This is a genomic window from Rhodoluna sp. (assembly GCF_024641065.1).
Lineage (GTDB): Bacteria > Actinomycetota > Actinomycetes > Actinomycetales > Microbacteriaceae > Rhodoluna.
Genome location: NZ_JAHEDV010000004.1, coordinates 89036 through 110580 on the forward strand (window position 1 = coordinate 89036; position 21545 = coordinate 110580).

21 protein-coding genes and 1 pseudogene are annotated in these 21545 nt (G+C 52.5%); 21 read left to right on the top strand and 1 reads right to left on the bottom strand.

Annotated elements, in window-relative coordinates:
• Positions 1-12 precede the first annotated feature (12 nt).
• Positions 13-1347 (bottom strand): 4-aminobutyrate--2-oxoglutarate transaminase, encoded by a 1335-nt coding sequence (gabT, locus tag Q0L26_RS04370; protein ID WP_296647912.1) that lies wholly within the window; start codon positions 1345-1347, stop codon positions 13-15.
• 75 nt (positions 1348-1422) lie between these two features.
• Here gabT and dxr point away from each other — a divergent pair, with 75 nt between their 5' ends.
• From dxr to Q0L26_RS04475, 21 genes and pseudogenes are all read left to right on the top strand, one after another.
• Positions 1423-2508, top strand: coding sequence for a 1-deoxy-D-xylulose-5-phosphate reductoisomerase (gene dxr, locus Q0L26_RS04375; protein ID WP_296647915.1), 1086 nt, complete (start codon positions 1423-1425; stop codon positions 2506-2508).
• A gap of 40 nt (positions 2509-2548) precedes the next feature.
• Positions 2549-3856, top strand: coding sequence for a site-2 protease family protein (locus Q0L26_RS04380; protein WP_296647917.1), 1308 nt, complete (start codon positions 2549-2551; stop codon positions 3854-3856).
• Between the two features lie 40 nt (positions 3857-3896).
• Positions 3897-5057 carry a flavodoxin-dependent (E)-4-hydroxy-3-methylbut-2-enyl-diphosphate synthase gene (gene ispG / locus Q0L26_RS04385; RefSeq protein ID WP_296647920.1) on the top strand — a complete coding sequence of 387 codons (1161 nt, stop codon included), beginning with the start codon at positions 3897-3899 and terminating at the stop codon, positions 5055-5057.
• A 24-nt stretch (positions 5058-5081) separates the two neighbouring features.
• Positions 5082-6860 (top strand): proline--tRNA ligase, encoded by a 1779-nt coding sequence (locus Q0L26_RS04390; RefSeq protein ID WP_296647923.1) that lies wholly within the window; start codon positions 5082-5084, stop codon positions 6858-6860.
• A 61-nt stretch (positions 6861-6921) separates the two neighbouring features.
• The gene (nusA, locus tag Q0L26_RS04395; RefSeq protein WP_296647924.1) at positions 6922-7902 is read left to right on the top strand and encodes a transcription termination factor NusA; all 981 of its coding nucleotides are present in this window, start codon (positions 6922-6924) and stop codon (positions 7900-7902) included.
• Between the two features lie 31 nt (positions 7903-7933).
• Entirely contained in the window at positions 7934-8197 is a 264-nt protein-coding gene (locus Q0L26_RS04400) for a YlxR family protein (protein ID WP_296647965.1), read from the top strand.
• 75 nt (positions 8198-8272) lie between these two features.
• Complete coding sequence (gene infB / locus Q0L26_RS04405; protein ID WP_296647927.1) at positions 8273-11005, top strand: translation initiation factor IF-2; 2733 nt, start codon at positions 8273-8275, stop codon at positions 11003-11005.
• Between the two features lie 16 nt (positions 11006-11021).
• Complete coding sequence (gene rbfA, locus Q0L26_RS04410; protein ID WP_296647931.1) at positions 11022-11465, top strand: 30S ribosome-binding factor RbfA; 444 nt, start codon at positions 11022-11024, stop codon at positions 11463-11465.
• The gene (gene truB / locus Q0L26_RS04415) at positions 11466-12374 is read left to right on the top strand and encodes a tRNA pseudouridine(55) synthase TruB (protein WP_296647933.1); all 909 of its coding nucleotides are present in this window, start codon (positions 11466-11468) and stop codon (positions 12372-12374) included.
• Positions 12367-12732 (top strand): hypothetical protein, encoded by a 366-nt coding sequence (locus tag Q0L26_RS04420; RefSeq protein ID WP_296647937.1) that lies wholly within the window; start codon positions 12367-12369, stop codon positions 12730-12732. The genes truB and Q0L26_RS04420 overlap by 8 nt, the downstream gene beginning before the upstream one ends.
• 64 nt (positions 12733-12796) lie before the next feature.
• Complete coding sequence (pstC, locus tag Q0L26_RS04425) at positions 12797-13786, top strand: phosphate ABC transporter permease subunit PstC (protein WP_296647939.1); 990 nt, start codon at positions 12797-12799, stop codon at positions 13784-13786.
• On the top strand, positions 13783-14856 hold the full coding sequence (gene pstA / locus Q0L26_RS04430; RefSeq protein ID WP_296647941.1) for a phosphate ABC transporter permease PstA: 1074 nt from the start codon (positions 13783-13785) through the stop codon (positions 14854-14856). The genes pstC and pstA overlap by 4 nt, the downstream gene beginning before the upstream one ends.
• Entirely contained in the window at positions 14856-15644 is a 789-nt protein-coding gene (pstB, locus tag Q0L26_RS04435; RefSeq protein WP_296647944.1) for a phosphate ABC transporter ATP-binding protein PstB, read from the top strand. Before pstA ends, pstB begins: the two co-directional genes overlap by 1 nt.
• Positions 15645-15766: 122 nt before the next feature.
• Positions 15767-16825, top strand: a complete 1059-nt coding sequence (locus tag Q0L26_RS04440) for a substrate-binding domain-containing protein (protein WP_296647946.1) — start codon at positions 15767-15769, stop codon at positions 16823-16825.
• A gap of 91 nt (positions 16826-16916) precedes the next feature.
• The gene (locus Q0L26_RS04445) at positions 16917-17999 is read left to right on the top strand and encodes a substrate-binding domain-containing protein (RefSeq protein WP_296647949.1); all 1083 of its coding nucleotides are present in this window, start codon (positions 16917-16919) and stop codon (positions 17997-17999) included.
• A 27-nt stretch (positions 18000-18026) separates the two neighbouring features.
• Entirely contained in the window at positions 18027-18431 is a 405-nt protein-coding gene (locus tag Q0L26_RS04450) for a hypothetical protein (protein ID WP_296647951.1), read from the top strand.
• Positions 18431-19360 carry a bifunctional riboflavin kinase/FAD synthetase gene (locus Q0L26_RS04455; RefSeq protein WP_296647953.1) on the top strand — a complete coding sequence of 310 codons (930 nt, stop codon included), beginning with the start codon at positions 18431-18433 and terminating at the stop codon, positions 19358-19360. Before Q0L26_RS04450 ends, Q0L26_RS04455 begins: the two co-directional genes overlap by 1 nt.
• Positions 19361-19460: 100 nt before the next feature.
• Positions 19461-19889, top strand: coding sequence for a hypothetical protein (locus Q0L26_RS04460; RefSeq protein ID WP_296647956.1), 429 nt, complete (start codon positions 19461-19463; stop codon positions 19887-19889).
• Positions 19890-20032: 143 nt separating this feature from the next.
• The gene (locus tag Q0L26_RS04465) at positions 20033-20593 is read left to right on the top strand and encodes a DUF805 domain-containing protein (protein ID WP_296647958.1); all 561 of its coding nucleotides are present in this window, start codon (positions 20033-20035) and stop codon (positions 20591-20593) included.
• A gap of 102 nt (positions 20594-20695) precedes the next feature.
• Entirely contained in the window at positions 20696-20965 is a 270-nt protein-coding gene (rpsO, locus tag Q0L26_RS04470) for a 30S ribosomal protein S15 (RefSeq protein ID WP_138275176.1), read from the top strand.
• Positions 20966-21308: 343 nt separating this feature from the next.
• A pseudogene (locus Q0L26_RS04475) lies at positions 21309-21545 on the top strand (polyribonucleotide nucleotidyltransferase); the annotation flags it as partial.

Here is a 21545-nt window from a genome sequence, read left to right on the forward strand (position 1 = left end):
ATTTCGTGAAATCTAAAGTGCAGCTAGACCAGCTTCTAGTACATCCAAGGCGTCGTTTAGAAGCGCATCGGTGATTGCTAGTGGTGGCAAGAATCGGATCACGTTGTAGAAGGTACCGGCATTTAGAACCAGAACGCCATTGCTGTGACAGTGCTTTACCAACTTGTCTACGGCATCTTTGTTTGGGTTCAAAGTGCCAGGCTCGATGAACTCGATTGCCATCATTGCGCCGTGGCCACGAACATCGCCGATCACCGGGTATTTAGCCTTCATTGCCTCTAGGCGAGGGCGAAGAATGGCTTCAATCGCGTTTGCACGCTCAATAACGCCGCCGGCTTCAATCTGCTTGAGCACAGCAACGGCAGCTGCTGCCGCAACTGGGTTGCCACCGAAAGTGCCACCTAGGCCACCTGGGTGAGATGCATCCATGATTTCTGCGCGACCGGTAACTGCCGAAATTGGCATACCGCCAGCAATACCCTTTGCGATGGTGAATAGGTCTGGCTCAAAGCCTTCTTCCCATTCGCTGGCAAACCACTTGCCGGTTCGGGCAACACCTGATTGAACTTCGTCGGCAACCATAACCACGCCATTTGCTCGGGCCCATTGGCTCAGTGTGCGCAAGAAACCAGGGGCTGGGATGATGAAACCACCCTCGCCCTGAATTGGCTCAATCACGATTGCTGCAAGGTCTTCAACACCCACGCGCTTCTCAATGTATGAGATGGCGCGCTGTGCAGCTTCTTCGCCGGTCATGCCCTGAGGGTCGCGGTATGGGTAAGACATTGGAACGTGCTGAATGCTAGCCGCAGTTGGACCAAAGCCGTTACCGTACGGTGCTGACTTGAAGTTCATCGAGAAGGTCAGGTTGGTGCGACCGTGATAAGCGTGGTCGAAGACAACGATGCCGTTCTTGCGGGTAGCCTTTCGGGCGATTTTTACTGCATTTTCTACAGCTTCGGCACCTGAGTTGAACAGCACTGACTTCTTTTTGAAGTTACCTGGGGTGTGCTTGTTTAGTAGTTCACAGACTTCAACGTAGTTTTCATACGGAGTCAGAGTGAAAAGTGTGTGGGTTAGCTTGGCTACCTGGGCAGAAACTGCCGCTACAACCGCGGCGTTGGTGTGGCCAATAGTGGTTACACCAATTCCTGAACCTAGATCGATGATCTGGTTGCCATCGGCGTCAACAAGAATCGCGCCATGGGCAGATTCAATGTAGACCGGTAGTGCTGCACCAGCGCCCGCAGAAACAGCATCCATGCGGCGTGCATGCAGTGCTTGAGATTTTGGGCCTGGGATGGAAGTGACAACTTTGCGCTCTTGCGCGACGGTGAACTCGCTCATAAATAAAAGTCTAAGCCCCTTGATTTGCTTGGGGAGCCCCAAACCCAAATCTGTCAGAGATGGCAAGATAAAGACATGCGTCGCGTAATCATTCTTGGGTCTACCGGTTCAATTGGCACCCAAGCCCTAGAGGTAATTTCAGCTAATCCTGAGCGTTTCGAAGTGGTTGGACTTGCAGCCGGCTCGAATGCTGAACTAATGAATGCGCAGGCAACTCAATTTGGTGTCAAACATGCCGTACTCGGCGCCGAAGCTGCAACCCGCATGGTCGAAGACTTAGAAGCCGATGTCGTGATCAATGGCATTACCGGTTCAATTGGGCTGGCTCCGACTCTCGCAACCCTAAAATCTGGCAAGACGCTTGCACTGGCAAATAAAGAGTCGTTGATTGTCGGTGGTCGCTTGGTGACATCCGCGGCTGCACCTGGTCAGATTGTGCCAGTTGACAGTGAACACTCAGCCCTCGCGCAGTGTTTGTTAGGTGGCAGCAAGGATGAAGTTCGAAAACTGATCCTCACGGCTTCTGGTGGCCCATTTCGCGGTTGGACTCGTGAAGCACTTGATGAGGTGACTCCTGAGCAGGCACTGGCTCACCCAACCTGGGTCATGGGCAAAGTGGTTACCACGAACTCGGCGACACTGGTCAATAAAGGCCTCGAGTTGATTGAGGCGCACCTGCTTTTCGATATTCCGTTTGACCGAATTGACGTGACCGTGCACCCACAATCGGTGGTGCACTCGATGGTTGAGTTCGTCGATGGTTCAGTTCTTGCCCAGTGTTCACCTCCAGACATGCGACTGCCAATTGCCCTGGGTATGTCATGGCCTGAGCGAGTGCCAAACGTGGCAAAAGCCTGCGACTGGACACAAGCTGCGACTTGGAATTTTGAGCCCTTGAATGAGTCAGTCTTCGGAGCAGTCAAGCTTGCGCGCCAAGTTGGGCAAGCAGGGTTGACCTACCCAGCTGTCTATAACGCCGCTAACGAAGAGGCTGTTGAGGCATTCCACCAGCGTCGAATTGGTTTTAATCAGATCGTCGATTTGATTCAGCGTGTGGTTGATGCCCACGAACCTGAAAAAGAACTTTCCTTGGATGGAGTGCTCGCGGCCGAGAAGTGGGCTCGCGATCGCGCACAGGCATCCATGGTTACCGCTTGTTAGTTGTCAGCCGATTGTCAGGCACCCAAGATAGGTTTTAGTTGTGACTGACATTCTTTGGTACATCGGCGGGGTCGCTTTCATTGCACTGGGCATTGGCTTTTCTATCGGCCTGCACGAGCTCGGGCACCTTTACCCAGCTAAAAAATTTGGTGTCAAAGTTCCGCACTACGCGATTGGTTTTGGTCCAACCCTCTTCAAATTCACTCGTGGCGAAACTACATATGCCCTAAAGCTCATTCCGCTCGGTGGTTACATCACCATGCTCGGAATGTATCCACCTGAAAAAGCCGGAGCTAAGCCGAGAACCGGATTCTTCGGCCGCATGATCACTTCAGCGCGCGAGGCCCATTCTGAATTCGAAACTCCGGCAGATGTCAATCGAAAGTTTTATCAACTGCCGGTTCTAAAGCGCATGGTCATCATGTTCGGCGGCCCATTCATGAACCTGGTGCTAGGCACCGCGCTGTTAGCCGCAGTGTTCAGCGGCATCGGAGTAAATCAACCTTCGACTTTGGTTCAGCAAGTTTCTGCCTGTGTGCCGGCAACACCAACCGAAGTTTGCAATGACGCGTCGCCTGCATCTCCGGCGCTCGCCGCGGGCATCAAAGCTGGTGACCGAATCCTGTCAATTAATGGTTCAGCTGCTAAAGATCTTTATGCACAGATCCAGTCCCTGCCAGCGAATAAATCGGTTGCTGTTGAGGTTCAACGCGCCGGTGCGAAATTGACCTTGAGTGTTGCTCCCACCAGCGCACTCCGTCAGGTTATCGATGAGAGCACTGGTGCAATCAAGATTGATGCAAAGGGTGAGCCAGTGTTAGAGGCCCGAACCGTTTTCGGCGTCGTCTTTGGCAACGAACGGGTGGCACAACCAATCGGAACGGCTTTTGAGCAGGCGGGTCTCAATGTTTCGCAGGTGGCCGTAATGATTACGACTCTCCCAAATCAGCTGGCAGATGCGGCTTCGGCTACCTTCGTCGGGGGAGAGCGAAACCCAAACGGGGCAATCTCGGTGGTTGGCATTGGTCAAATAGCTGGAACTGTTGCTGCAGCAGACCAGGTTGATTTAGTCGACAAGTTATCTACGGGTTTGTTGATTCTTGCTTCACTTAACTTTGCCTTGTTTACCTTCAACATGATTCCCCTTCTGCCGCTTGATGGCGGGCACATCGCCGGTGGAGTGTACGAATCGATTAAGCGCGGAATGTTCAGACTGCGTGGCAAAAAAGACCCTGGCCCAGCAGACACAGCCCTCTTGACTCCGGCTACTTGGCTAGTTTTCATGGTTCTCTTGGGCATGAGCGCCTTGCTAATACTTGCCGACCTGATAAACCCCATCGCTCTCTAAGCCTGTTTATGATTAGAGCAAACTGAAAGCGAGTTAGCTTGTGGCTGCTGTAAACCTTGGTCTACCAAAGACTCCACCACCGACGATTGCGCCGCGTCGCAAGACCCGCCAAATCATGGTGGGCAAAGTGGCCGTTGGTGGCGATGCACCGATCTCAGTGCAGTCGATGTGCACCACTCCAACCACCGATGTGAACGCTACTCTTCAGCAAATTGCTGAACTCACTGCCTCTGGTTGTGACATTGTTCGAGTGGCTGTGCCAAGCCAAGATGATGCCGAGCGACTACCGCTGATCGCCCGCAAATCCCAAATTCCAGTAATTGCCGACATTCACTTTCAGCCAAAATACGTTTTTGCAGCAATCGACGCTGGTTGTGGAGCCGTTCGAGTCAACCCGGGAAACATTCGTCAATTTGACGACAAGGTTGGCGAGATTGCTAAGGCAGCTAAAGATGCCGGCGTGTCAATTCGAATCGGTGTTAATGCTGGTTCGCTCGACCCGAGACTGCTCGAAAAATATGGCAAAGCAACCGCCGAAGCATTGGTCGAATCGGCCATCTGGGAGGCCAGCCTTTTTGAAGAGCATGACTTTCACGATTTCAAAATCTCGGTAAAGCACAATGACCCAGTAGTCATGGTTAAAGCCTACGAGATGCTTTCAGAGCGTGGCGACTGGCCGCTACACCTAGGTGTGACCGAAGCCGGCCCTGCCTTCCAGGGAACTATCAAGTCATCGGTTGCCTTTGGAGCACTGCTGTCTAGAGGAATCGGCGACACCATCCGCGTTTCTCTTTCTGCTCCGCCGGTTGAAGAAATCAAAGTCGGATCGCAGATTCTTGAATCGCTCAACTTGCGCCCACGCAAGCTAGAGATTGTTAGCTGCCCAAGTTGCGGTCGTGCTCAGGTTGATGTCTACACCTTGGCAAATGATGTTTCAAAGGGTCTCGAAAAACTTACTGTTCCGCTTCGCGTTGCAGTTATGGGTTGTGTGGTCAATGGTCCTGGTGAAGCTCGCGAAGCAGACCTCGGAGTAGCATCTGGAAACGGCAAGGGGCAAATCTTTGTCAAGGGCGAGGTAATTAAGACTGTGCCCGAGAGCGAGATTGTTGCCACGTTGATTGAAGAAGCCAACCGTTTGGCTGCCGAGATGGACCCAACCTTGGTCGGTCGACCACAGGTTGTTGTCAAGCAAGACAACTAGAGCCTGCCAATGTAACATTGAGGGATGCCTACGCGTCTATCTCAACTTTTCCTGCGCACTTTGCGTGAAGACCCATCTGAAGCCGATGTAACTGGTCACAAGCTTTTGCTTCGTGCTGGTTACATTCGTCGCGCTGGTTCTGGTCTTTACACCTGGTTGCCGCTGGGTCTTGCTGTAAAAGCCAAGATTGAGCAGGTAGTGCGTGAAGAGATGGCTACTGCTGGTGCTCAAGAAGTATTCTTCCCAGCGCTTTTGCCACGCGAACCTTTTGAAGCCACCGGTCGCTGGACCGAATACGGCGATAACTTATTCCGCCTTCAAGACCGTAAAAAGGCTGATTACCTGCTCGCGCCTACGCATGAAGAGATGTTCACCCTGTTGGTGAAAGACCTTTACTCAAGCTACAAAGATTTGCCAGTTTGCCTTTACCAGGTTCAGAACAAATACCGCGACGAAGCCCGACCTCGTGCCGGCCTCCTTCGTGGGCGTGAATTTGTGATGAAAGATGCCTACAGCTTTGACATCGATGATGAGGGCTTGAAAAAGGCATATCAGGCACAACGTGATGCATACGAACGAATTTTCACTCGCCTAGGCGTTGAATACGTGATCGTAAAGGCTGATGCCGGTGCGATGGGTGGCTCAGCATCCGAGGAGTTCTTATCGCCTAGCCCGATCGGTGAAGATACCTTTGTTCGCTCACCTGGTGGCTACGCTGCAAACGTTGAAGCTGTTGCGACTGTGGCCCCTGAGGCAATTGAAATTGCTGGCCAACCAGACTCAGTGCAGTTAGGAACCCCGGCAGCGTCGAACATCAAGCGCGTGGTTGCTTTTGCCAACGATAACGTCAAGCGTGCCGATGGCCAAGAGTGGACGGCCGCTCACACCTTGAAAAACAACGTGATGGCCTTGGTTTCACCTGAGGGCAAGCGCGAGCTTGTGATTGTTGGTTTGCCTGGCGACCGCGAGGTTGACGCCAAGCGCGCTGAAGCTGCGTTCTCACCAAACGAGGTCGAACAGGCCACGGATGAAGACTTTGCCAAACACCCAGAACTTATCAAGGGTTACATCGGCCCAGTATCTCGCAAGGCTGACGGATCATTCGAGGTTGTTCTTGGCCTTGAAGGTAAAACCAAGATTCGCTACTTGCTTGATCCTCGTGTGGTTGAAGGAAGCGCCTGGATCTCAGGTGCCAACCAGAAAGAGCAGCACCTGTTTGACCTGGTGAAAGGTCGTGACTTTAGTGCTGATGGTGTCATCGATATTGCTGAGGTGCGCGCCGGCGACCCAGCACCTGATGGCTCGGGTCCGCTCGAGCTTGCTCGTGGCATTGAAATTGGCCACGTGTTCCAACTTGGTCGCAAGTATGCCGAGGCTCTAGACCTCAAGGTTCTCGATGAGAACGGCAAGCTCGTAACCGTAACCATGGGTTCTTATGGAATCGGTATCACCCGAATGATTGCGGTTCTGGCTGAAGCCAATAATGACGAAAAAGGCCTGATCTGGCCGGCTGCTGTTTCTCCGGCTGATATCTACGTGGTCGCTGCTGGCAAGGATGAAGCGGTTTACGAAGCCGCTGAAAAGCTAGCTGCTGAGCTTGAAGCTGCTGGCAAATCAGTGATCTTGGATGACCGTCAAAAGGTAAGCCCCGGCGTAAAGTTCGGCGACGCCGAATTGGTTGGCGTTCCTCAGATTGTGATTGTCGGCAAGGGTCTTGAAAATGGCGAGGTTGACCTATGGGATCGACGATCAGGCGAGCGTCGCCCAGTCAAGGTAGAATTGGCAGTAGCCGAACTTATCTAGTCGCCTTTTTGGCGATTTAAGTTCAAGATTTAATAACTAACTAGCGGCCGGGAGGCATCTCATGGACATTGATTTGAGAGTATTGAAAACCCTCGAGCGAGAAGCTGAGATTCCTTTCGCAGAGCTAGTTGCAATCATCGAAGCCGCAATTCTTGCCGCTTATCACAAGCATATTGGCAACAGCGATAGTGCTCGTGCCGAGCTAAATCGCACCACTGGCGCTGTGCACATTTTTGCCCCAGAGCTTGACGAAGAGGGCAACTCAACCGGCGAAATTGAAGTCACCCCTGAGAACTTTGGTCGCGTAGCGGCATATGCTGCCAAGCAGGTAATTGCCAACCGTTTGCGCGACATCAACGACGAAAACCTTCTTGGCGAATTCAAGGGCAAAGAGGGTGACATCGTTGCCGGTGTGATTCAGCAGGGTCAGAAGCCATACATGGTTTACGTCGACCTGGGTAGCATCGAAGCGATCATGCCTCCTGAAGAGCAGGTTCCAGGCGAGGACTACTCTCACGGCAAGCGCATCCGTGTTTATGTCACAGCCGTGAACAAGGGCACCCGCGGTGGGCCGATGGTTACCGTTTCGCGCACTCACCCGAGCTTGGTTCGCAAGTTGTTTGCACTCGAGGTCCCTGAAATTGCCAGCGGCGTTGTCGAAATCGTTTCGCTCGCTCGCGAAGCAGGTCACCGCACAAAGATCGCTGTTCGCGCACACGAAGCCGGCGTAAATGCCAAGGGCTCTTGCATCGGTGAGCTCGGCCAGCGTGTTCGCGCAGTTCAGGCTGAACTTAACGAAGAAAAGATCGACATCGTTGACTTCAGCGATGACTTGCCAGCTTTCGTTGCCCAAGCGTTGTCACCGGCCAAGGTAACTAGCGCATACATGCTCGACTCCGCAACCAAATCAGTTCGCGTGCTTGTTCCTGACTTTCAGCTGTCACTGGCAATCGGCAAAGAAGGCCAGAATGCCCGACTTGCAGCCAAATTGACCGGCGCCAAGATCGATATTCAGCCAGATAGCATTCTCGACGGCGAGTAGACCTAGCCTGATTGCCATGCCAGGGGTTAGAATGGAACGAACCTGCGTTGGTTGTCGTCAACGTTCTTCGCGAGTAGAGCTCATCCGAGTTGTTCAAAAAGCTAAGTTTTTAGTTTTTGATTCAACCAAGAGTTTGCCTGGCAGAGGAGCATGGCTTCACCCGGTAACGAATTGTTTAGAGTTAGCAATTTCACGAAAAGCGTTTAACCGCGCATTGAAATTGACTGAACAGATCGATACATCAGGTCTGATTTTCACTACAGAACAGGCAGAAACGATGTTGGCAAACAAATGAGTAACTCGAAATGAGTACCCAACAGCTTTAACGGCCTGCCCTGTCTAGGGAAGGCCCCAGACAGGAGAAACAAAAGTGGCGCTACCACGCGTGTACGACATTGCTAAAGAACTTGGAATCGATTCCAAGGTTGCTTTGGCCAAGCTCTCAGAACTCGGCGAGTTCGTAAAGAGCGGTTCATCAACCATCACCCCACCAGTTGCTAAAAAGCTTCGTGAGGCATTCCCAGACGCAAAGCCAAAGGCAGAAGAGCCTAAGGTTGCACCAAAGCAAGCTGGACCGGCGGCTCCTGCAGCACCAGTTGCACCTGCTTCGAGCAGTGCACCTTCACCTGCAGCAGTTGCTCCGGCCCCGGCTGCTCCGGTAGCTCCTGCAGCTCCAGTTGCTGAAGCCCCAGCGGCTCCGGCTCCGGCAGCTCCGTCGGCTCCCGCTCCCGCAGCTTCGGCTAGTCCAGCTGCCGCAACCCCATCAGCCGCAGGCATTCCTCGCCCAGGCAACAATCCTTTTGCTGCCAGTCAAGGCATGGGCATTCCTCGCCCAGTAGCCCGCCCAGGCAACAACCCATTCTCACCATCTCAGGGAATGGGCCGCCCTGGCGGTCCACGCCCAGCAGGTGGCGCTGGTCGCCCAGGTGGCCCAGCTGGTGCCCGCCCTGCTGGTGGAGCACCTCGTCCTGGTGGCGCAGCTGGTGGCCCTGGTCGCCCTGGTGGTTTCTCAGGCGCTCCTCGCCCTAACGGTGTTGGTTTCCAGCGTCCTGGTGGCGCAGCCGGAGGTGCTGCTCGTCCGGGTGGCGCACCTGGCGCAGCCGGTGGTTTCAGCCGTCCAGGCGGAGGCCCAGGCGCAGGTCGTGGCCGCGGTGTCGGTGGCGGTACCGCAGGTGCTTTCGGTAAGGGCGGTGCCCGTGGCCAGAGCAAGGCTCGCAAGTCAAAGCGCGCGAAACGCGAAGAGTTCGAACAGCGCAGCAATGCACCATCACTAGGTGGAGCGATAGTTCCACGCGGTGATGGCTCAACCGTTATTCGCATCCGTCGCGGTTCATCTATCCAAGATTTCGCAGACAAGATTGAAACCACAGCGGCACAGCTGATCACCGTTTTGTTCCACCTCGGTCAAATGGCAACTGCAACCGCATCTCTAGACGAAGAGACTTTCCAGATTCTTGGCGAGGAGCTTGGCTACAAGATTGAAGTTGTTTCTCCAGAAGACGAAGAGCGCGAGCTATTCGAAGGCTTCGGTCTCGATGTATCAACCGATTACGACGACGAAGAAGAAGATCTAGTTGCTCGTCCGCCAGTAGTAACCGTTATGGGTCACGTTGACCACGGTAAGACTCGCTTGCTTGACAGCATTAGAAACTCGAACGTCATCGCTGGCGAAGCCGGTGGAATCACCCAGCACATTGGTGCCTACCAGGTTCACGTTGAGCACGAGGGTATCGACCGCGCAATCACCTTTATCGACACCCCGGGTCACGAGGCGTTTACCGCTATGCGTGCACGTGGTGCTCAGGTGACCGACCTTGCAATCCTTGTGGTTGCAGCTGACGACGGCGTAATGCCTCAGACCATTGAAGCGTTGAACCACGCGCAGTCTGCTGGTGTTCCTATCGTTGTCGCGGTAAACAAGACCGATAAAGAATCTGCCAACCCTGCCAAGATTCGTCAGCAGCTTACTGAGTTCAACTTGGTTGCCGAAGAATACGGCGGCGACGTAATGTTCGTTGACGTCTCAGCATTGACCGGTAAGGGCATTCCTGACCTTCTAGATGCAGTGCTTCTTACTGCAGACGCTGCGCTAGATATGCGAGCAAACCCGAACAAGGATGCCCGCGGTGTTGCCATCGAAGCCAACCTTGACAAGGGTCGCGGTTCAGTTGCTACCGTTCTGATTCAGTCGGGTACCTTGCGTGTTGGTGACTCAATCGTTGCCGGTGCCGCTCACGGTCGTGTTCGTGCCATGTTCGACGAGAACGGCACCGCGGTTGAGGCTGCTGAGCCGAGCCGTCCGGTTCAGGTACTTGGTCTTCAGTCTGTTCCTCGCGCAGGTGACACATTTGTTGTTACAGACGACGAGCGTCAGGCCCGCCAAATCGCTGAAAAGCGTGAGGCTGCTGACCGCAACGCTCTATTGGCCAAGACTCGCAAGCGCATAAGCCTTGAAGACTTCACCAAGGCACTCGAAGATGGCAAGGTTGAGTCACTCAACTTGGTCATCAAGGGTGACGTATCTGGTGCCGTTGAAGCGCTTGAAGACTCGCTTCTCAAAATTGAAGTTGACGACTCAGTTCAGTTGCGCATCATCCACCGTGGTGTTGGTGCAATTACCGAGTCTGACGTCAACCTTGCAACTGTTGACAACGCAATCATCATTGGTTTCAACGTCAAGCCAGACAACAAGGCAAAAGACCGCGCAGACCGCGAGGGCGTCGACATTCGTCAGTACTCAGTTATCTATGCTGTGCTTGACGACATCGAGAAGGCTCTCAAGGGCATGCTCAAGCCAGAGTACGAAGAAGCTCAGCTTGGTACCGCAGAGGTTCGCGAATTGTTCAAGTCATCGAAGGTTGGAACCATTGCTGGTTCGATCGTTCGCTCAGGCTCGATCAAGCGCAACTCTTCGGCCCGTGTTCTTCGCGACGGCAAGGTTATCGCTGACAACCTAAAGATCGAATCGCTAAAGCGCTTCAAGGATGACGCCACCGAAGTCAAGACTGACTTTGAATGTGGTATCGGCCTTCAGGGCTTCAATGACCTCGAGCTTGAAGACATCATCGAGACCTTCGAAATGCGCGAAAAGCCACGAGTTTAGGTTCAGGTAATAGCAAATGGCAGACGCCGGACGCGCTAGAAAACTAGCCGAACGAATTAAGGTATTGGTGGCCGAAGCTCTTGAGCGCGCGGTTAAAGACCCCGATTTGGGCTTCGTCACCATCACCGATGTCAAGGTAACTCCAGACCTCCAGCACTCGACCATTTTCTTCACGGTTTATGGTTCAGCTGCTGAAAAGGCCAAGAGTGCCGAAATCATTGAGAAGAACCGCGGATTGATTCGACGCGAAGTTGGTCGAAACCTATCAATTCGCCTGGTTCCTACCATCGAGTTTGTTGCTGACGAGATTCCTGAAACAGCAGCTCACATGAATGACTTGCTAGCCGAAGCTAAAGCTCGCGACGCCCAGGTGAATGCCTTGGCAGCCGATGCTAAATGGGCCGGCGAAGCAAACCCATATAAAGAACCTCGACAGATCGAAGAAGAGGACGAAGACTAAATGTCTTCGGGCCTAATCCTGATCGACAAGCCTTCGGGCTGGACCAGTCACGATGTGGTTGCTCGCTTGCGAAAGTTAGCGGGCACCCGTCGGGTTGGTCACGCAGGAACCCTGGACCCAATGGCTACCGGCCTACTGGTGATCGGCATCAACTCTGCAACCAAACTCCTCACATTCTTAGTCGGGGAGAACAAAACCTACTTCGCCACGATTCGGCTTGGTGCAACCACAATCACCGATGACAAAGAATCTGAATTTCTTGAAATCGCCAACCCCATCAGCATTGGTAATGTTACTGACGCTGAAATCGAGCAGCAATTGGTTTCTCTCCGCGGAAGAATCAGCCAGGTACCGAGTTCGGTTAGCGCAATAAAGGTTGATGGTCAGCGCGCTTATGCCAAAGTTCGTTCCGGCGATGAAGTTAAATTGGCCGCTCGTGACATTGATATTCACAAATTTGAAATTCTCGGTGCAGTCCGACGCGTGGTCGAAGCGGGGCACAGTTTCATTGACTTTGACGCCGTAATTGACTGTTCATCAGGAACCTACATCCGTGCACTAGCCCGCGATTTAGGTGTTGCTCTCGATGTTGGTGGTCACCTAACTGCACTTCGCAGAACAAAAGTTGGCTCTTACACAATTGACCAGGCGCAAGTACTTGATGGTCTTGATTCTGAGAGCCTGAAGGTGCTCGATATCAATGCCGCTGCTGCGCAGCAGTTTGAGGTTCGCGAACTTTCAGCCCAAGACGTTGCCGATCTGAGGCACGGTAAGCGACTTCCAGCAAATGGTGAAGGAGCAAGCCCTTTTGGTGGGTTTGATGCCGATGGCAAATTGATTGCCGTGCTTACCCGGTCGGGCAAAGAAATTAAGTCTCTAGTGGTTTTTCCGGAGGGTGCAAATGGCTGAGTGGCTTTATCTGGCCCAACTTTGGGTGGCTAGCGGCGTCGGGGCCGTTTCACTGATTCTTGGCTTCGCTAAGAGAAAACCCTCAGTACTCACCATTGGCGCGATTGCGTTGGTCGAGCTGGGGCTGCTCATTCAATTGGCTTATTCAATCAGCGTGGTTTTTCTGGGGGAGAGAGCCAAAAGCGACACCGTCGAGTATTTTGCCTACCTAATCGTTGCCATGATTGTGCCGGTTGCGGCTGCACTCTGGGCTTTGGTCGAGCGTACACGTTTCTCGACAATTATTTTGGCGATCGGTGCATTCACGGTAGCTGTGATGTTGGTGCGCATGTACCAACTTTGGTTCGGCTTGAACTAGCAAATTCACTCTCCGTTTACCTAAAAAACAGGTGGCGGATACTTGCCATAGAAACAATGTCTCTATGGAATCAGAATTGGCCAATCCGAAGGCGAATCAAGCCCGTCGAAAGCTGAACGTAGGCCCTCGTTCTCGTGGTGATCGAGTTTTCTTCGGCATCACCAGCTTGGCCGCTAACTTTGCCTTCGTCCTTGTGGCGCTCATCCTTGTATTTTTGATGGTTTCTGCCTGGCCGGCGCTTCAGTCGCAGGGGCTTGCATTTATCTATGGCAGCACCTGGGTCGCCGATGAAGGCGCCGAACCGATAATGCAGCTTGGTCCGATGATCTGGGGTTCGATTCAGATTGCATTTATCGGAATCCTTTTGGGCACTCCGATGGCAGTCGCTACCGCCTACTTGATTGTTTTCATGCTTCCGAGCCGCGCGGCTAAAGTTGCGACCACCGTGGTTGACCTAATGGCTGCGTTGCCATCGGTAGTAATTGGACTATGGGGCCTGATTGTTTTCACTCCGGTTGCTGCACACTGGGCACAAATTTTGAACCAAACCCTCGGATGGTTCCCAGTATTTGCCATCGAGGGTGAGCAGCCAACCTACGTTGATTCACCTTTCATTGCCGGTTGGATCGTGGCCGTCATGATCGTGCCAATCATCACTTCGGTGACTCGAGAAATTTTCAGCCAGATGGATTCAGGTCTAATCAACGGTGCGCTGGCACTTGGTGCCGGCCGCTGGGCAGTGCTGAGTCGCGTAATTCTGCCTACATCACGCGGAGGAATCCTGGGTGGAGTTCTTCTTGGGCTGGGTCGCGCTATCGGTGAAACCGTTGCGATTCTCTATGTTTTGCAGCTTTCATTCGACATCAACTGGTACCAAATTCTTGAACCTCGCGGTGGCGCAGTAGCTTCGTTCATCCTTGCTCGCTTTGGTGAGGCCACGCCTCTTGAGTTCCAAGGTTTGATGGCTGCAGGTCTAGTCATCTTCGTTGTGACACTGATCGTCAATACCATCGCCAGCCTGATTGTTAACCGTTCAACTAGGAGAGTTAAGTGAGTCAAACCCTGTCTCGTCCTAAGGTTCAGCCTTGGTCTCAGAGTTCGGTGGCGAGTGTGCGACCGCTAATTCTTGCTTCGGTCTTGCCCGCTGTGTTCGCAGCTTTGGTAGGTCTGCTAGCCAACCTTGATTTCTCGGTGGCACTGCTAGTCATCTTTGTTCCGTTGCAGGCACTGGCTGCCGGTTTCGTCGGATTCAAAACCTATGGCAAGCGCGGCCTCAAAGACGCCGTGCTAATTTTTGTGACCATCTTCTTTTCAATGATGGTGATGGTCTTGCTCACCTCGGTTTTGGTTTCAGTGGCGGTTGCCGGCTTCAGTGCAATGAGTCCTCAGTTCTTGAGTCAGAACAACGTGTATGTTTCGCCAACCACTTCGCTGGAATATGGTGGCGTTGGTCACGCGATTCTTGGAACCTTGCTGATTGTTATTTTGACCACGATTGCCGCGGTGCCTCTAGGTATTGCAATGGCAGTGTTCTTGACTCAGTCGAATGCCAAGCACAAGGGAATTGTTCGAACTGTCACCCAGGCGCTTAGTGGATTGCCATCTGTGGTTTCTGGTTTGTTCATCCTTGCGATCATGGGTTTTGTCGGTATCGAGCGCTCGGGTCTTACCGGTGCGCTGGCCCTGTTCCCTCTGATGTTGCCGACGGTTGCCCGTGTAGCTGAAGAATCTCTACGCCTTGTTCCCTCAGACTTGCGCCTTGCAGCGCTGGCGTTGGGTGCACCAAACTACAAGGCTTTCTTCCAGGTGATTTTGCCTGCTGCCAAGAGCGGAATCATCACTGCGCTTTTGCTAGGCCTTGCTCGAATCATCGGTGAAACAGCGCCACTGATTCTGACCATCAATGCGAACAACAGCACCAACCTGAACCCATTCGCCGAGGGAATTGCAACCCTTCCGACTTACATCTATGGCTTCTTGAGCTCAGGCTACTCAACCTCTCAGGCACGAGCCTGGGGTGCGGCGCTTGTGTTGCTGCTATTGGTTGCACTACTTTTCGGTGCTGCCCGAATTATGACCCGTCAGAAGTCACTAAAGACCAAATCAACAAAGAAGGCTAAATAATGACTAATTCAACTCCTTCAGCCTCAACTCTTAGCGCCGAAGACATCAGTGTTTGGTTTGGCGAACGTCAAGTTCTAAGCAATGTGAACTTAGTCTTTCCGGCTAACCAGGTGACAGCACTGATCGGCCCTTCTGGTTGCGGAAAGTCAACCTTCTTGCGCACGTTGAACCGCATGCACGAGCTAATTCCAGGTGCTGGTCTTGCCGGCTCAGTTCTTCTAGATGGCGTAGATATTTATGCACCCGAGGTAAGCCCGGTTGATGTGCGAATCAACATCGGAATGGTTTTTCAGAAGCCAAACCCGTTCCCGACCATGTCGATTCGCGAGAACATTTTGAGTGGTCTGAAGCTAAGTGGCCGCAAAACCGCAAATGCTGATGAACTGGTTGAAACCTCACTCCGCCGTGCCTCAATCTGGAACGAAGTTAAAGATCGACTAAACGACCAGGCGCTTTCGCTATCTGGTGGGCAGCAACAGCGTCTGTGTATCGCACGCTCTCTGGCGATGGATCCAAAAGTTCTACTCATGGATGAGCCTTGTTCAGCGCTTGACCCAGGCTCAACCCGTCGAATTGAAGAGACCATCGAAGAGCTTTCAGAGTCGATGACCGTGGTCATCGTGACTCACAACATGCAGCAGGCTCAGCGAGTTTCGCACCAAACCGCTTTCTTCCTGGCAGACGAAAACACTCCGGGTGGAGTTGTTGAATTTGGATCAACCGAGCAGGTTTTCAACACCCCGGTTGACCCACGTACCAACGACTATGTGAATGGTCACTTCGGCTAAAGCTCGGTAACCAAACGTTCACTTTAACTTCGGTTGGATGCCATGAAAACACCACCTCGAGTTCTTTGAGTGAAGTTTTACTGAAACTGTCGAACACGACCAAACACTAAAGAAAGATAAAAATGCAGAAAAAGATTCTGGCATCAGTTGCCGCTCTAGCTGTTCTAGCTGGCGTTGCACTAGTTGGCCCTTCAGCCAGCGCAGTAACCGCTACCGCAATCGCTGGTAAGGGTTCATCATTCGCAAACGGTGCACTTCAGTACTGCCTATCTCACTACGACCCAACTTCAGGTGACACCGTTACCTACACCTCAACCGGTTCTGGTACCGGCCGCACCGAGTTCGCAGCCGGCAGCATTGCCTGGGCAGCAACCGACGCACCTTACTCAAGCGGCGCTCCAAGCTTCGCTTACAAGACCATCCCACTAGTTGGTGGCCCAGTTGTCTTTGCATACAACAAGAACTCAGGTCTTCCTGCTGGTCTCAAGCTTGACGCTCCGACCATCTCAAAGATCTACAAGGGAACCATCACCCGTTGGAACGACGCAGCAATCAAGGCGCTGAACCCAGGCAAGACCCTGCCATCAGCAATCATCCTTGCTTACTACCGCGCAACTGGTTCAGGCACCACCGCTAACCTAACCAAGTACCTGGCTTCAAACTCAGGTTCAGCATGGACTTCAGGTAGCAACGACCTTCGTGCAGCAGCCGGCGGTACCTTGAACGCACACGCGTACTCAAAGTCAACATCATCAGTTATTGCTGACAAGGTAGAGGCAACTAAGTACGCATTCGGTTACTTCGACCTTTCAGACGCAGCTTCAGCAAACGTATACAAGGCATCGCTGAAGAACAAGGCTGGTCAGTTCATCGCTCCAAGCGCAAGCACCGGTGCCTTGTTCCTAAACGGTCAGACCACCATCCGCGACACCACCAGCCCTATGACTGATGGAACCCTAAACATCGACTTCGCAAAGCGCATCTCAGGCGCCTACCAGCTAACCGTGGTTACCTACGGTCTTGCTCCGGTTGGCAGCACCGAGAAGAGCCGCGCGGTTGAAGGTTGGTTCAAGTACGTAGTAAACACCTGTATGCCAGCTCGCGCAGCCGGCCTTGGCTATGTGCCACTGTCAGGTGCGCTAAAGACCTCAGCTCTAGCTCAGATCAACGCGATTTACTAAACAAAACGGTTAGATCGATGGCGCGGATGTGGGCAACCACCTCCGCGCCTTTGGTCGTAATTTCAACAAACACTAACCAGTAAGAGGAAACATGTTTTCAAAGAAAATCAGAAATGGCCTAAGCGTAGTTTTGGCTGCCTCACTTGCTCTTTCTCTTACTGCTTGTGACCCTCCAATGCCGCCAGATGTTGAGGCTCAGATTCTTGAGCAGACCTACACCTGCGTTGAAGGTAACACCACTGTGTCGCTGCCAGAATCGATGACCGATCTAGGTTTTCAATGGGCAGACTCTTTGACTTTTAGCTGCGTAGACCCTGAGCCAGCCATGACTCTAGAAATGCTTGGTGAGTCAGTAGCCGCCGACATTAGCGTTAGTGCCTATGCGCTCGACACAGCGCTTTGCACACCTTTGGCCACTGTGCCGTTTGCCCTGGATGCAGGCGAATTTTCCTACCAGCTCTCAGAGGCGGGGTCACTGAACCTTTCACCAAAAACTATTGCGGCCATCTTTAAGGGTGAAATCACCAATTGGAATGATCCTAAAATTGCCGATGAAAACCCAGGATCAGTGTTTTCTGACCTACCAATCATTGTTCGAAAAGACGCTGATGAACAGGCGCTAAAGTCTGTCAACAGCTGGTTTTCACGTCTAGACGCTGCGCTCCCAGATTCGGTTTTTTCACCGACCCAGAACGTGAACCTTTCGACTTTCGTTCCTCTAGAAGAGGGCGAAATTGCCCTGGTTCAGCACAGCCTCTCGATGCAACTTGGTTTGATGTCGGCAGCAATTTATCTAGGCACCGATAAAGAGACTCAAGAACCAATTTTGGCAATCTCAGATACCTTCGGTGTTGCATCAGCTGCCACCCAGCTGGTAGCCAAAAAGCAGGGCACCACTGGCGTGACCATGGAACTTGATCCAAAGATTGAACCGGTTGCCCAGGCCGGAATGGAAGACGCTGGTGTTCCTTACCAAGCCATTTACCCGGTGAACCTGACCATTTGTGGTGAAGATTCATTGCTTCACCGAGCTGGTGCGCTGTTCTTGCTGCGACTTGATAGCCAGGGTGCACTCGCGGCTTCGGTCTATAACCCGCTGTCAGAACAGATTCGTGTTGAGTCTTTGGCAATGGTTCGAAAAGGCCTACCACTGCCTGAATTTGCAGCCGAATAAGCGCAAATTTTCGCTTAGGCTTGAGGAATGCCTTCTGCAAAAACCTCTGGTCTCGGCCGCGTCTTAATTGCTGTTTATGGCGTTTTGGCCCTTGCAGCAACCGGGCGAGCAAGTTACGAGCTCATCGCTAAGTTTGACGAGGCTCCACTGCCGTATTCGCTCTCGCTATTTTCGGCTTTGGTTTACATCCTTGCGACCATTGCATTGGCCAAACGAGGTAAAACCTGGAACCGCATTGCGCTAATTGCCGTTTCTGTTGAACTGGCCGGAGTGCTGGTCATTGGTGCCGCGAGCTTGCTTATGCCCGAAATTTTCAACTATTCAGGCAAGCAGATCAAAACCGTTTGGTCATTCTTTGGCATCGCCTATGGATTTGTTCCACTCGTACTGCCGGTTCTCGGCCTAATTTGGCTAAAGAGGCGCAAGGTATAGTGCTAAAGATTTCACAGCCAAGCGAACTGCCTCAAGATTTTGCTGAGACGGTAGTCACCATTGGTAAGTTCGATGGCATTCACCTCGGCCACCAAAAATTATTGGCATCAGTTCAAGAGGCAGCGGACGAGCAGATGCTGGCAAGCGTGGTGCTCACCTTTGACCGCCACCCTGACCAGCTGCTCGCACCTGAGCGGGCAAAGTTGCCTTTGATTGGCCCTACTCAAAAGCAGCAGCTCATCGAAGATTTTGGCACGGATGTTTTGTTGACCATGCCATTCGATCAAGAGCTTGCCTCGAAGTCGCCTGAGCAGTTTGTCAAAGATGTTCTAGTAGATGGCCTGCATGCCCAATTGGTTTTGGTGGGAGAAGACTTCAGGTTCGGCGCCAGGGGAGCGGGTGATGTTGACACGCTGAAGACTCTTGGTCAGCAATTCGGTTTCGTGGTTCGAGTGGTTTCAAGCGTTGAGATTGATGGCCAGAAAGTTTCTAGCTCGCTCACACGTGATTTGCTCGATCAAGGAGAAGTAGCCCAGGTTGCCAAATTATTGGGCAGGCCTCACACGAGCGTGGGCATCATCGAGCATGGTCTAAAAATTGGTCGAACCATCGGTTTTCCGACAGCAAACATGACTCGTGATTGCGAGGGTTATTTGCCGCTTGACGGTGTTTATGCTGGTTGGCTATGCGTAGATGGCGAGCGCTACCCAGCCGCGCACTCGGTTGGCATTAACGAAACTTTTAAGGCGGTGCCGCGATTGGTTGAGTCTCACGTTATTGATCGAACCGACCTAGACCTCTATGACAGGGTAGTCACCCTTGAATTTATTGAATTCATCAGACCAGCTGCAAAGTTTGATGGCGTTGAATCGTTGGTTGCCGAAATCAATCGCGACCTCGAAAAATGCCGTGTCATCTTGGCTATTTAGCTGAGGCTTTCACAGCGAAATCTCAGGCCTTTCTAATGATTCGCTCAAACTAGCCTGACAGGTTTATCCCATGAGTTGGTTTCTACGAAAGGAAAACCCCATGGCGAAAAACAAGGCAGAAGAGAATCTCGGCGACGAGAATTTGAACCACAACGAGGCATCGGTTGATGCTGAAACTGTTTATGAAACAGACACCCCAAAGAAGAGCAAAACCGCATGGATGCGTTCGCGCCCGGCCAAGATCACCGCAATTGCAGTCGGTGGCTCACTTGCGCTCGGAGCGGCATTCGCTGGCGGCGCACTGGCCGCCGGACCATTGCACGGTCCAGCCGGATTCGCCGGTAATTCTCAATTTGGTGACCATGACGGTGGCAATTTTGCTGACGGCCAGCGACCTCAAGGCCCTCACGAGGGTGGTCGTGGCGGCCACGGCCCAGACGGAGACAGTGACGGCGATTTCGGTGGCCAACTTGCTCCTGATGCTCCGGCACCAAGCACTTCAACCACGCCAAGCACCACGACCCCGTAACGCGAACATCCGCGTCTAAATAAATCTCGAAGCGCACTGCTTCTCTCTCGAGATACCCCGGTCAATTTCCCCTGGTTGGCCGGGGTTTCGCATTTAACCATGGCGGTTGAAAAGGTTTTGAAGTGAATAGTTAGACTTCAAACATGACTGATCTAAAACCAAAGCAAATGTCTTTTGCTGGCGCAATCAAGACCGTTTTCAGCAAGTATGCCGATTTTCGCGGCACTGCCTCAAGACCCGAATACTGGTACTTCTTCTTGTTCAGCATTCTGCTAGCGATGATTACCGGCACCATTGACTCAGTGATTTGGCCAGAAGACCAAAATGCCGAATTCATTGATTCGCTCACTGCCGCCACACCAATTGGCACTATCAGCCAGATCCTTTTGTTTCTGCCAACCCTTGCAGTGCAAATTCGACGCCTTCGCGATGCCGGTTTCTCGGCACATTTTCAGTGGCTAAACCTAGTTCCGCTAATCTTGGTGATTATCGCTATTCCAGCAGCGATCACTTCGATCACTGAGCTCTCGGCATACCCGACCGAAGAAGAATTTGCAGCGGTAATCATGCCGTTCCTGCCAGCCCTTTTGTCAATCATGATCATCTCGCTGTTCTACTTTGTCGTAACTCTTTTGCCGACCAGCGCCAAGTTTCAGAAGCCAGCAGCCGAGGCAGCGCCAATCAACACTGGCGACGCAAACTAAAAACCGCTAGGATAGACAGGTTGCCGTGTATCGGCCGCGGATAAAGAGCGCCAAAACATCGTGTTTTGTGCACCGCGCAGTTAGTAGAAGAGGACCATTCAAATGGCACTAGACGCAGCAGTGAAAACTGCAATCATCAACGAGTACGCAACTCACCCAGGCGACACTGGTTCTCCAGAGGTGCAGGTTGCAGTACTAACCAAGCGCATCAAAGACCTAACCGAGCACCTAAAAGAGCACAAGCACGACCACCACTCACGTCGTGGACTGTTGATCCTTGTTGGTCAGCGTCGTCGACTACTTGGCTACCTACAGGGTGTAGACATCGCTCGCTACCGTGCTCTAATCGAGCGCCTAGGGCTTCGTCGATAGTTCGCCTTCGGCAAACGTCGATAGTTCGTCTCCGACAAACGTCGATAGTTCGTTTTCAAAATCTGCCTCATCCACTCGGATGGGGCAGATTTGTTTAACCCGATGTACACCTTTGCGAAATTACCTTCCTAGGTAAATGTCAGGTGCTCTGGTAACCTTGTGAATAGAGCAACGTGGCAGGTTTGCTGGTCTTCGGTTGTGAATCTTGATGAAATCAAGCTTTTCTACTGCAGACCAGGGCATCCCTCCAATGTGGGCAAGTTAACTTGCCGCGATCGCTCACGCGCGCTATCCAGGTGAATAAATCATTTGTGATGCGCACAGAGGAAAAAGAGGAGGGACCATGGAAGGTCCAGAAATCAAAGCAACAGAAGCCGTTATCGACAATGGCAAGTACGGCAAGCGCGTAATTCGCTTCGAAACCGGTCGTTTGGCCCAGCAGGCACAGGGTGCAGCTGCGGTTTACATCGACGAAGAGACCATGCTGTTCTCGGCTACCACTGCAAGCAAGCAGCCAAAAGACCAGTTCGACTTCTTCCCACTAACCATCGACGTTGAAGAGCGTATGTATGCGGCTGGC